Origin of the sequence: Inhella crocodyli, assembly GCF_004004565.1 — a bacterium.
GTDB classification, from domain to species: Bacteria; Pseudomonadota; Gammaproteobacteria; order Burkholderiales; family Burkholderiaceae_C; genus Inhella; species Inhella crocodyli.
In genome coordinates, this window is record NZ_SACM01000002.1 from 134981 (window position 1) to 146048 (window position 11068).

The 11068-nt window shown below is 71.9% G+C and carries 10 protein-coding genes; 3 read left to right on the plus strand and 7 right to left on the minus strand.

The window, feature by feature from the left end:
- Positions 1–44 precede the first annotated feature (44 nt).
- The 5 genes from EOD73_RS08545 to EOD73_RS08565 form a co-directional block, all read right to left on the minus strand.
- A complete protein-coding gene (locus tag EOD73_RS08545; RefSeq protein ID WP_127682582.1) occupies positions 45–1016 on the minus strand; it encodes a tetratricopeptide repeat protein in 972 nt (323 codons plus the stop codon).
- Between the two features lie 134 nt (positions 1017–1150).
- Positions 1151–3001 carry an ABC transporter ATP-binding protein gene (locus EOD73_RS08550; protein WP_205702440.1) on the minus strand — a complete coding sequence of 617 codons (1851 nt, stop codon included), beginning with the start codon at positions 2999–3001 and terminating at the stop codon, positions 1151–1153.
- 40 nt (positions 3002–3041) lie between these two features.
- Entirely contained in the window at positions 3042–3968 is a 927-nt protein-coding gene (locus tag EOD73_RS08555) for an HD-GYP domain-containing protein (RefSeq protein WP_127682583.1), read from the minus strand.
- A gap of 90 nt (positions 3969–4058) precedes the next feature.
- Positions 4059–5069, minus strand: a complete 1011-nt coding sequence (locus EOD73_RS08560) for a questin oxidase family protein (RefSeq protein WP_127682584.1) — start codon at positions 5067–5069, stop codon at positions 4059–4061.
- A complete protein-coding gene (locus EOD73_RS08565) occupies positions 5066–5470 on the minus strand; it encodes a VOC family protein (protein WP_127682585.1) in 405 nt (134 codons plus the stop codon). The genes EOD73_RS08560 and EOD73_RS08565 overlap by 4 nt, the downstream gene beginning before the upstream one ends.
- A gap of 133 nt (positions 5471–5603) precedes the next feature.
- On the opposite strand from EOD73_RS08565, the gene soxR reads away from it, so the two are divergent.
- Positions 5604–6038, plus strand: coding sequence for a redox-sensitive transcriptional activator SoxR (gene soxR / locus EOD73_RS08570; RefSeq protein WP_127682978.1), 435 nt, complete (start codon positions 5604–5606; stop codon positions 6036–6038).
- A gap of 50 nt (positions 6039–6088) precedes the next feature.
- A complete protein-coding gene (locus EOD73_RS08575; RefSeq protein WP_127682586.1) occupies positions 6089–6619 on the plus strand; it encodes a TlpA family protein disulfide reductase in 531 nt (176 codons plus the stop codon).
- Between the two features lie 6 nt (positions 6620–6625).
- On the opposite strand, the gene EOD73_RS08580 is transcribed toward EOD73_RS08575, so the two are convergent.
- Both EOD73_RS08580 and EOD73_RS08585 read right to left on the minus strand, forming a co-directional pair.
- Positions 6626–9007, minus strand: a complete 2382-nt coding sequence (locus EOD73_RS08580) for a S9 family peptidase (protein ID WP_127682587.1) — start codon at positions 9005–9007, stop codon at positions 6626–6628.
- The gene (locus tag EOD73_RS08585; protein ID WP_164846005.1) at positions 9004–9921 is read right to left on the minus strand and encodes an AEC family transporter; all 918 of its coding nucleotides are present in this window, start codon (positions 9919–9921) and stop codon (positions 9004–9006) included. Before EOD73_RS08585 ends, EOD73_RS08580 begins: the two co-directional genes overlap by 4 nt.
- Before the next feature lie 57 nt (positions 9922–9978).
- On the opposite strand from EOD73_RS08585, the gene EOD73_RS08590 reads away from it, so the two are divergent.
- Positions 9979–11040: a serine/threonine-protein kinase gene (locus tag EOD73_RS08590; protein ID WP_127682589.1), complete on the plus strand. Its 1062-nt coding sequence runs from the start codon at positions 9979–9981 to the stop codon at positions 11038–11040.
- The last annotated feature ends 28 nt before the right edge of the window (positions 11041–11068 follow it).

Here is an 11068-nt window from a genome sequence, read left to right on the forward strand (position 1 = left end):
AGCCCCAGCGTAGCGCGGCGCCAGGGCACCGCGCTTGCGGTGGATCAGCCCCCGAGCGTGGACAGGCGCTGGCGGGCGTCGGCCGCGGCCTTCTCGCTCAAGGGGCGGGCCAAGGCCTGCTGGAACGCGGACACGGCCTTGGCCTTGTCGCCCTTGGCCTGGTAGGCCAGCCCCAAGCGGTAGTGGGCGTTGAGCTTGGGGTTGAGCTGCAGGGCGCGCTCCATCGAGGCGATGGCTTCGTCGGTGCGCTTCATCTCCAGCAGCACGCGCCCTTGACCGAACCAGGCGGCGGCATGCTGCGGGTCGGCGCTCACCACGCGCTGGAAGGTTTTCAGGGCGGCGTCCAACTGGGGGGCTTGCAGCTGCGCAAAACCCAGGTTGGCCAGGCTGTCGTTCAGGTCTTCGGCCAGTTCGGCGTCGCGACCCGGCTGCACCGCGGCCAATTGGGCGGCGGCCTCGGGCAGCTCTTTCTCGTAGAGGTGCACCGCGGCCAGCAGCATCCGGCTGCGCGGGGCGTCGATGGCGGCGTAGCTGGTGGCCAATTCGCGCGCTTTGCGCACGCTGCCGCCGGCGATGCCCGGGGCCTGCAGGTAGAACTGCTGCAGGTCCATACGCATCGCGAAGTGCTTCGGGTCCAGGGCCACGGCCTCGGACAGGTGCTCTTTGATCTTGCCGACCAGCTTCATCGCCTGCGTCATGCCCCCAGAGCTGGCCATGGCGCCGTACAAGCTGCCCAGCAGGTGCTGGCAGCGGGCCGATTGCGGGCGCGCGGCGACGCAGGCCTCGGCGCGTAGCAGCACCTCGGCGCGCTTGGCCGGGTCGCCGGCCACGGTGCGGCCCCAGGCCCACAGGGCCAGGTCGTCCTGGGGATTGGCCTGCAGGCGCTGGCGGGCCAAGGCTTCAACGGCGTCGAACTGCCGTTGCTTGAGCAAGGCGTTGAACTCGGCCTCGGTGGATTGGGCGTGGGCGCCCAGGGCAAGGCACAGCAGGGGCAGCGCGAGGGTCGAGGGCTTCATGTCGTCAGCGGCAGGGTGGGGGGACGCTCGCACTGTGCCGGGCCAGCCGCGTCGGCCCGAGCGGCTTGCGACGAAGTCCCAGCGCGGTGGCGCGAACGGGGGCTGCTGGGGGTGAACTTGCGATCCGCCGTGGGTCAGTCGGCCCCGAGGAAGCCGCCGCTCTGGTGCGCCCACAACCGCGCGTAGATGCCGCCTTGGGCGAGCAACTCAGCATGGGTGCCGGTTTCCACGATGCGGCCTTGGTCCATCACCACCAGGCGGTCCATCGCGGCGATGGTGCTCAAGCGGTGGGCGATGGCGACCACGGTTTTGCCCTCCATCAGCTGGTACAGCGACTCTTGGATGGCGGCTTCGACCTCGCTGTCCAAGGCGCTGGTGGCCTCGTCCAGCAGCAGGATGGGCGCGTCTTTGAGCATGACGCGCGCGATGGCGATGCGTTGGCGTTGGCCGCCGCTGAGCTTGACGCCGCGTTCGCCGACGTGGGCGTCGAGCCCGGTGCGGCCTTTGGGGTCGCTCAGGCTGGCGATGAACTCGGCGGCGTGGGCGCGCTCGATGGCGCGGCGCAGGTCCTCGTCCGTGGCGTCGGGGCGACCGTAAAGCACGTTGTCGCGCACCGAGCGATGCAGCAGCGAGGTGTCCTGCGTGACCATGCCGATGTGCTGGCGCAGGCTGTCTTGGGAGACGGTGGCGATGTCCTGCCCATCGATGGTGATGCGCCCCCCCTCGGCCGGCAGGTCGTACAGGCGCAGCAGCAGGTTGACCAGGGTGCTCTTGCCCGCGCCGCTGCGGCCCACCAGGCCGATCTTTTCGCCGGGGCGGATGGTGAGGTTCAGGCCGTCGACCACCGGCGGGCGGTCGCCGTAGGCGAAGCGCACGGCCTCGAAGCGCACTTCGCCCCGGGGCACTTGCAACGTGGAGGCGCCCGGCGCGTCGGTGACGGACTGGCCTTGGCTCAAGGTGCGAAGCCCATCCTGCACGGTGCCGATGTGCTCGAACAGCGAGGCCGTCTCCCACATCACCCAGTGGCTGATGCCGTTCAAGCGCATGGCCATGGCGGTGGCGGCGGCCACCCCGCCCACGCCGATGGCCTCGGCGCTCCACAGCCACAGCGCCAGCACCGCGGTACTGCCCACCAGCAGGGCCGACAGCAGGGTGTTGACCACCTCCACCCCCGTGACCAGGCGCATCTGGCCGTAGGCCGTTTGCATGAACTCCTGCATGGCCTCCTTGGCGTAGCCGGCCTCGCGCTGGCTGTGCGCGAACAGCTTGACGGTGGCGATGTTGGTGTACGCGTCGGTGATGCGGCCGGTCATCAGGCTGCGTGCATCGGCCTGGGCCTGCGCGACCTGGCCCAAGCGGGGCACGAAGAAGCGCAGGGCGCTCAGGTACAGCACCAACCACACGGCGAAGGGCAGCATCAGCCGGGCGTCGAAGCTGGCGACGATGGCCACCAGGGTGCCGAAGTACACGACGACGTAGACCAGGATGTCGGCCACGATCAGCCAGGTGTCGCGCACGGCCAGCGCCGTTTGCATCACCTTGGTGGCAATGCGGCCGGCGAACTCGTCGCCGAAGAAGGCCAAGCTTTGCTCCAGCATGCGGCGGTGGAACACCCAGCGCAGGCGCATGGGGAAGTTGCCGAACACGCCTTGGTACTTGGTGAGGGCCTGCCCCAGGGCCAAGACCACGCTGGCCACGAGCACGGCGCCCAGGGTCCACAGCACGGGCTGCGGCTGTTGCCACAGGGTGGCGGGTTTCTGCGTGCCCAGCCAGTCCACCAGCGAGGCCATCAGGCTGAACAGCAGCGCCTCCGCCGCCGCGATGCCCGCGGTCAGCAGGGTCACGGCCAAGAGGTGGGGGCGAACGCCTTCGGCGCAGCGCCAGAGGAAGGCGAAGAAGGTGGCCGGCGGCTGGGTGGGCCGGGCGGTGGGGTAGGGGTCGACCAGGCGCTCGAAGCGGCGGGTCAAGGCAGTCAACAGGGGCATGGGGGGCAGTGTCTCCGCACCGCGCGCCCCAGGCCCGCGGTCAGCGGGTTTTGAGCACGTCCGTGGGGGTGAACAGGTGGGCCGGGTCGGCGCTGCGGGCCGGCCCCACGACCTTGCGGTCGCCACTGGCGTCGGTCCCGCTGGCCTGGGGGGCGTCCAGGGCCTGGCCTTCGGCGTCGGTCAGCAGGGCGATCATCGGGCGCAGCGGGTCGCGGGTCCGCTCGGTCACCATGGCCTGTTCGCCACTGCCCAAGCTCACCAGGCTGCCTGGGGGATAGACCCCCATGGTGGTGACGACCGTGGCGCCAAAGTAGTTGGCGCTGCGCTGGCGGAAGATCGCCTCGGCGGCCGTGGGGCTGAGCATGGCGGTGCGGCCGGCGCGCGGGCTCATCTTGGCGCAGAAGACGTCGCAGGTGCGCAGCAAGTCGGCCAACTCGCCGGTGCGGTCCAGGCCGCGCGGGTAGCCCTTGCCGCCGGGTTGCTCGTGGTGCTCGGCCACGGCGGCCAGCCAGGTTTCGTCGCCCACGCCCAGGCTGCGCAGCAGGCGTTCGCTGTCCAGCGCGTGGTTGCGCATGCGCGTTTGCTGCTCTTCGTTCATGGGGCCGGGCTGCTGCGCCAGCGTGGTTTGCAGGTCGGTGACGGCAATGTTCATCGTCAGCGCCGCTTGCAGGGCGCACAAGCGCTTGGCTTGCACCCATTCCTTGCGCTGGGCCACCAGCCACACAACGCTGGCGGTGTGCAGCGAGTGCAGGGCGCCGTAGCGGGTCAGCTTGTCGGGGCTGATGCGCACCACCTCGAACACGCCGAGGTCGGTGTCTTGGGCCATGAGGGCGTCGACCTGCTGGGCCAACTCGCGCAAGGCCAGGGGGAAATCGGCGGCCGACTGCGGCCAGAGCAGCAGGTGTTCGAGGGCGTCGGCAAGCTGCTGCCACGCGTGCCAGCGCGACAGGGTGGGGTGGTCGGACATGGGCGGGGCGGGGCGAGCCAGAACAGGCCCAACCATAGGCCGACACCGCCCGCCTGTCACGGGGCGCAACCCGCCGCCTTGCGACCTTGGTCACGCAGCCCGGGTCGCCAAGGCGCGGGTGGCGGCCTGGCGACAGAGCCCGTCGTTCAATCCCCGGTGGACCCAGTCCCAGGCCGCGTGGGTCAGCTTGATGGCGTGCGCATCAGGGTGGGTTCGGGCCAGGGCCAAGAGCCGGGGCCAGGCCCAGGGGGCTGGGGGTTCGGGCCAGGTGTCGCGCCCGCCATGCCAGCCGCTGGCCAGGGCGGCCGCAGCCCAGTGCTGGCTGAAGGCGCGCAGGGCGGGCGTGACCTGCGCCGGGTCCAGGCAGGGGCCCAGCACGGCCATCGCACGGCAGGCCGTGACGGCGTGCAGCAAGGTGAAGTCGCCGCTGGCGGCGTAGGCCGTCAGTGCGGCCGTCGCCAGGTCCTTCAAGGTCGAACCGCGCAGGCGCAGCGTCGGGGCCCAGCGCTGGAAGCCCGGGTCGTCGGCCCAGGCTTGCATGCGGGTGGCGATCCAGGCACGGGGCCAGGGCGTGGGCCGCCGCAAGGCGCCCAAGGCCGACTGCCAGTCGGCCCAGTCCAGCTCGGGCGGGGGCGACGCGGAGGCGGGCGCCAGAGGCTGGTCGCGCTGGCGCCACCAGGCCAAGGCCAGGGCCAACTCGCCGGCGTGCCCCGACTCCCAGGCGTGGGCGGTGCGGATCAGGCCGTGGAAGGCCGCGGCCCCGGCGTGGGCCATGCGCTCGGGCAGGCAATCGGCCAACACCGATGGGGCGCCTTCGGCGGCGATGCGTTGGCGCAGTTCGGCCTCGTCGCGGTCCAGCGCGGGCCATGCCGCGCGCGGCGGCAGGGCCTGGCGCTCGTGCCCGTCGAACGCGGCGAGCTCGGCCGCCGAGGCGCCCAAGGCCGAGAGGGCGTGGAGGGCCATGGGCCAGTGGCTGGCGTAGGCCGGTCCAGGGCCGGTGTGCGCGGTCTTCGCGTCGACGTACTCGGGCGCGAGCGCCAGCCCGGCGTCGAGCCATGGGTGCAGCTCGGCCGCTGCCTGGGGGAGGGCGGTCGTGCTCATGGCCGCAGCGCCGGGGTCGGCCAGGTCAGCTCGAAGGGGTTGCCGTCGGGGTCGCTGAAGTACATCGACTGCGTCAGGCCGTGGTCCACCACCGCAGGGCGCTGGGGCAAGTGCGCCGCCAAGTGCGCCTGCCAGGCGGGCCAGCCGTCGGCCGGGATGCCCAGGGCGATGGTGCCGCCCCGGGGCAGGGCCGCGGCGGGCGGGCGTTCGAACAGGGCCAGGTGCAGCACGCCGGCGGGGTCGCTCAGCGTGAGTGGCCCGCCGTCGGTGGCCCAATGGGCCAGGGCCTCGACGCGCTGCAGGCCCAGCACCTGGGCGTACCAGCGCTCGGCGCGGGGGCGGTCGTTCACGTGCAGGTGCAGGTGGTCGATGGCGGTGAACGTGGGGACGGGGGCGTTCATGGGAGCTCCGAAAACGAGGAAGTGGCGCTATCGTGCAAGTTCAAGTGAACTTGAAGTCAAGGGCCCCATGCAGACTCCCGACAACAACGGCACGCAGTTACCGCCTGACGCGCACAGCACGGCATCCACCCCGATGCCAATTGGCGAGTTGGCGCGCCGTTCCGGTGTGGCGGCCAGCGCCCTGCGCTTTTACGAGGACCAAGGCTTGATTCAGGGAAGTCGCAGCGCCAGCGGCCGGCGTCAGTACCCGCGCGACACGCTGCGGCGGGTGGCCTTCTTGCGAGCCGGCCAAAAAGTGGGCCTGAGCCTGGAGGAGTTGCGACAGGCCTTGGCGGATCTGCCTGCAAACCGCACCCCGACCAAGGCCGATTGGGAGCGCTTGGCGCGGCACTGGCAAGGCTTGCTCGACGACCGCCTGGCGCTGCTTCAGCGCTTGCGCGATACCTTGGGCAGCTGCATCGGTTGCGGTTGTTTGTCGCTCAAGGCTTGTGCGCTCTACAACCCGGGCGACGCGGTGGCCGTTCGGGGCCCGGGGGCTCGCCGGCTGATGGTGGGAGAGCCGCTGTAAGGCACACGGGGGAACGCGCGACAGAGGGACTTTCGTCCGAGGAGCGCCTCATGCCCGGGTTCATGTTCAGCCGTCGCCGATGGGTGGCCCAGGCCTTCAGTGTGGGGGCCGTGTCTTGGGCCTCGGCGGCCTGGTCCGCTACGCCGGCCGTCCCGGCCTTTGTGCTGCGAGGACCCACCCTGCGCGGTGACCGCTTCGACCTGGCGCGTCAGCGGGGCCGGGTGGTGATGGTGGTGTACTGGTCGACCGACTGCGCGGTGTGCCGGGACAAGCTACCGGAGTTGCGTCAGAACCTGGCCGGGTGGAGCGACAAGCCGTTCGGCCTGGTGATGGTCAGCCTGGATCGGCGAGAAGACGATTGGCGCCGGTACGAGGCTTTGCAGGCCATCACGCAAGCCAAGGCGGTGCAGCGCGGCATCGCTTTATGGGCTGGGGCGCCGGGGTTCCAAGACAGCTTGGCCGCTCGGCCACCACAGCTGCCATTGACGCTGGTGTTTGGCCCGGATGGGCAAGAGCGGTTGCGCGTTGCAGGGCGCGTGCCTGCCGAGGCCTGGGACGCCGTGGCCGAATGGTTGCCCTGAAAGGGTTCAGCGCCCCTTCGGTTCGCCCAGGTGGCGCTTGAGCCAGTTCGCCATTTCCCACTGCACCTGGCCCGCGGCCTCGCGGCTGGCCAGGGCGTGGCCTTCCAGGGGCAGGACGGTCAGGCGAACGGTTTGGCCCAGGCCCGCCAGGGCGTGGTACAGGCGTTCGCTTTGCAGCACCGGGGTGCCGCTGTTGGGGTCCTGCTCGCCGTGCAGCAACAGCAGCGGGTCCTTGATTTGGTTGGCGAAAAGCAGGGGCGACAGGCGCAGGTAGGCCTCGCGGGCTTCCCACAGGTTGCGCCGCTCGCTCTGGAAACCGAAGGGCGTGAGCGTGCGGTTGTAGGCGCCGCTGCGGGCGATGCCGGCCTTGAAGAGCTTGGTGTGGGCCAGCAGGTTCACGGCCATGAAGGCGCCGTAGCTTTGGCCGCCGATGGCCATGCGGCGCACGTCGACGCTGCCCAACTCCTCGGCCTTCTCGACGATGGCGCGGGCGTTGCGCTGGATTTGCTCGAGGAAGTTGTCGTTGACCGTCTTGGCGTCGCCCACGATGGGCATGGTGGCGTCGTAGATCACCACGTAGCCTTCCAAGGCCAACCACGCCGGGCTGCCAGGGGGCGGCCACTGGCTGCGCTCACTTTGCTGGGCCTGCTGGCTGGCCAGTTGCGCGTCGGTGTACTCCAGCGGGTAGGCCCACACCAGGGCCGGGCGCTTCTGGCCTTCTTGCCAGTCGGGCGGCAGCACGACCCAGAAGCTCATGTCCACGCCGTCGTCGCGCTTGAAGCTGACGAACTCGCGGCGCAGCGCGCGCACCGGCGCGGGGGGCTCTTGCGGCGCCGTGAGCGGGCTCCAGGCACCAGCCTGGCGCACGCCCCATTGCCGCGCTTCCAGCGGCTTTTCGACCTGGGTGAGCAGGCGCTTGGCGTCCAGCCATTGCAGTGGCAACTCGAACTGACCATCGGCCTGGAAGACGCGCTGCACGGGCGCGTCGCGCAGGCTGTAGCGGTCGAGGAAGGGGCGCTCGCCGCGGGCCGTGTAGCCCTGCCCGACGAACCAGAAGCTGCCGTCGGGGGCGGTATGCACCACCCGGTGGCCGTTGGGCGCCGTGCGCATGAGCGGAACGCCAGGGTGGCGGGCCCGTTCGCGCAGGGAGTGCTCGAAGAGTGCGCGGCTTTGCGTGCCGTCCAGCGGCAACAGGTAGGTGCGGGTGCTGCCGCGGGCGCGGTCGATCTCGCTGAGCAGGGCGTGCGCGCCGTCTTCCAGGAAGCGCAGCCGCGCGAAGCGGTGCGGCATGCGCTGGATCTCTTCGGGCTCGCCCGTGTAGGGCGCGTCCAGGCGCATCACCCGGTCGCGGTAGGCCACCTTGTTGGCCGGGTTGCCGCCGTCCAAGGCCTCGACCCAGTAGATGCTCGCGTCCTTGGTGGGTGCGCCATAGAAGACGCGCGGGCCGGGCAGGGTGCCGTCCACCGGCACGCCTTGGCGCGAGGGCACCTTGGCCAGTTCGCGCAGCACGCGGCCCTGCGCGTTGCGCACCTCCACCACCTGGGGAAAGTCGTCCCAGGTGAGCAGGCGGGGGAAGGGGCGCACCAAGCGCTCGGTCAGCAGGGCCTGGCCCTCGCCCAGCACGGTGAGACTGGCGAACAGGCCCGGCTCGCCCAGGCGGCTGAAGCCCAGGCTGTTGAGGTTCACGCGCACCACCTGGCTGCGGGCCTGGTGTTCGAACAGGGCCTCGTCGTGCGCGCTGCGCAGCAGGCCGGTGTGCGGGGGCTCGGGCGTGCCGCGGCCGCTGTGCTCCTGCGACTCGGGCGCGGGCAGCGGCTCCTTGGGCGGCGGGCCAGGGTTGGCGGGCAGGGCCAGGGCCAGGAGCTCGCCGGCGTTCCACCAGACCCACTCGCCATCGCTGAGCACGTTGTTCAAGCGCAGGCCGGGCACGGGCTGGGGGTCGCCCAGGGCCGCTCGGCCCACCCAGAGTTCGGTGGACCACGCGGTGCGCCGCTGCAGCACGTAATGCCGCCCATCGGGCGACCACTGGAAGCTGTGCCAGGTGCCGCCGGGCGGCAGGTTGACGTGGCGCTCGTTGCCCGGCCGGGCGTCTGTGGCGCGCAGGCTCAAGCCTTGCACGGCGGTGCTGGGCAGGCCGCTGCGGTTGTTGGACTCGAAGCGCAGGCCGGCCAAGCGCAGCGTTGGCCGCGCCAACTCGGCCAGGGGCACGTAGCGGCGGGGCTCCACCAAGGCCAGCCAACGCCCGTCGGGCGAGGCCTGCAGGCGGTCGGGCAAGGGAGCGTCCAGGGCGGCGCGCACGGCCGGCGAGGGCTGGCGGTAGCCCTCGGCCGCGGCGCCCAGGGTCAAGGCAGTGCCCACGCACAGGGCCAACAGCCAGCGCAGGTTCACAGCCGCACCCCCAAGGCCCAGGCCAAGAGGGGCAGGGTCAGCACGGCCAGGGCCGTGGACCCCAGGATGGTGCGCGACACCGCGGGGTCGTCGGCATCCAGCCGCTGCGCCAGCAGGGCCACGTTGGCCGCGCTGGGCAGGGCGCAGGCCAGCACCAGCACGGCCGCGGCCTGGGCGCTCATCCACCCTTGGGCGAGGGCCCATTGCCCGCCCAGCCAGGCCAAGAGGGGGTGCAGCACCAGTTTCACGGCGGTCAGTTGCCCCGCCAGCGGCGAGCGCGGGGCCGGCGCCTGCAGGGCAAGGGCCAGGCCCAGGCACATCAGGGCCAGGGGCGTGGTCGCCTGGGCCAGCAAGGCGAGGGAGCGCTCGATCGGGGCCGGCAGCCCCCACCCGCTCAGGCCCCAGACCATGCCGGCGAGCACCGACCAGGGCAGGGGGTTGCGGGCCGCCAGGCGCAGCCCCTGCACGGGCGTGCCGCCGCCCAGCACCAGGCAGACGGTGGTCGTCAGCACCAGGTCGAACACGATGGTGGCCCCCACCGGCGCCGCGGCGCTGGGGCCCAGGAGGCCGGCGATCAAGGGCAGGCCCATGAAGCCCGTGTTGGGGAAGGCGGCAATCAAGGCGGCCAGGCCGCGGGGCCGCGGGGCCAAGCCCGCCCGGCCGGCCAAGGCCCAGGCGCTGGCCACCACGCCCATGCTCGCCAGGGCGTACACCGGCAGCAGGGCCGCGCCTTCGAAGCCCTGGCGCGCCCAGTCGCGCCCCATGAGCAGCAGCAGGGCCGGCAGGGTGAAGAGCATCACGACGCTGTTGAGCCCAGGCAGGGCTTGAGGCGCCCACGCGCTGCGCCGGCCCACCGCGTGGCCGAGACCGATCAACAAAAAGAAGGGCAGGCACAGGCCCAACACCGCCAGCATCCCGCCAGTATCGCGATGGTTACAGGCGCCGCGGGTGCCGCCGCCTAACATCGCCCCATGAAAGCGAGCGAAACCTTGGGCCAGCCCGGCGACCGACTGGGCGTCTGGCGGCTCGACCAACCCTTTGCCAAGGCCCCGTCGGGCCACTGGTGGCGCGCGTCGCACCAGAAGTCGGGCCAGCAGGTGCTGTTGCTGGTCTATGCCGAGGCCGCCGATGCCGGTGCCGTGTTGCTGCGCATGGCCGGCACCGAGGGGCAGCCTTGGACGCACCCCGACATCGCCTGGCCCCTGGACTCGGGCATGAACGCCCAGCAGCAGCCCTACGTGGTGATGCCCTTGTTGTCGGGCACCCCGCTCACCGAGGGCCTGGGCGACGCCTCCCTGCGCCGCCGCCTCGAATGGGTCATGCAGCTGTGCGAGCTGCTGCTGCTGGCGCAGCAGCAAGGCCTGTCGCTGGTCGAACTCGACCCCAGCCTGCTGTGGGTGGGGCCGCAGCAGCAACTGCGCTTGCACGCCTTGGCCTTGGTTCGCACCCAAGCCGACGCCTTGCAACTGGGCGGTTTGCAAGGGCAGATCTGCCGCGCCGCGCAGCCCCTGCAAAGCCCGCAGACCGTGCCCGGGGCCGCGGGCAGCCCGGCCGACCAGGCCTACCGCGTGGGCAAGCTGGCCGGCTGGTTGGTCACGGGGCGCTGGCGGCCCGACGCCGACGGCAGCCTGACCCCGTCGCAAACCCTGCTGCAGTGGCTGAGCCTGAAGCCGGAGTCGCGCGACGCGCTCAACGCCTTGTTGCAGCGCGCCGTGGCCGAGGACCCGGCCGAGCGGCCGCAGGACTTGGTGAGCTTGGCCGAGGCCATCGAAGCCTGGCTGGACGACGCCGGGGGCGTGCCGGCCGGCAGCGGCCCGGCGCCCCTGGACGCCTTGCCGACCGCGGCCCCGCCCAAGGCGGCTGCGCCCGCCCCGCGGCCGCTGCGGGCGCCGGTGGCGCAGCCGGCGCCGAAGGCCCCGCCGGTCGCGCCCCCCGCGCCGACCCCGCGTGGCCCGGCTCCCTGGGTGTGGGGCGTGGCGCTGGGCCTGCTCGTGGCGCTGGGCGCAGGCGCTTGGTGGTGGTGGCGGCGCTGAGCGCCGAGCGGCCGGGGCCGCTGACTAT

Coding starts and splice junctions, on each gene's coding strand:
- EOD73_RS08545 (WP_127682582.1), bottom strand. CDS start 1,016: ATGAAGCCCTCGACCCTCGCGCTGCCCCTGCTGTGCCTTGCCCTGGGC.
- EOD73_RS08550 (WP_205702440.1), bottom strand. CDS start 3,001: ATGCCCCTGTTGACTGCCTTGACCCGCCGCTTCGAGCGCCTGGTCGAC.
- EOD73_RS08555 (WP_127682583.1), bottom strand. CDS start 3,968: ATGTCCGACCACCCCACCCTGTCGCGCTGGCACGCGTGGCAGCAGCTT.
- EOD73_RS08560 (WP_127682584.1), bottom strand. CDS start 5,069: ATGAGCACGACCGCCCTCCCCCAGGCAGCGGCCGAGCTGCACCCATGG.
- EOD73_RS08565 (WP_127682585.1), bottom strand. CDS start 5,470: ATGAACGCCCCCGTCCCCACGTTCACCGCCATCGACCACCTGCACCTG.
- soxR (WP_127682978.1), top strand. CDS start 5,604: ATGCCAATTGGCGAGTTGGCGCGCCGTTCCGGTGTGGCGGCCAGCGCC.
- EOD73_RS08575 (WP_127682586.1), top strand. CDS start 6,089: ATGCCCGGGTTCATGTTCAGCCGTCGCCGATGGGTGGCCCAGGCCTTC.
- EOD73_RS08585 (WP_164846005.1), bottom strand. CDS start 9,921: ATGCTGGCGGTGTTGGGCCTGTGCCTGCCCTTCTTTTTGTTGATCGGT.
- EOD73_RS08590 (WP_127682589.1), top strand. CDS start 9,979: ATGAAAGCGAGCGAAACCTTGGGCCAGCCCGGCGACCGACTGGGCGTC.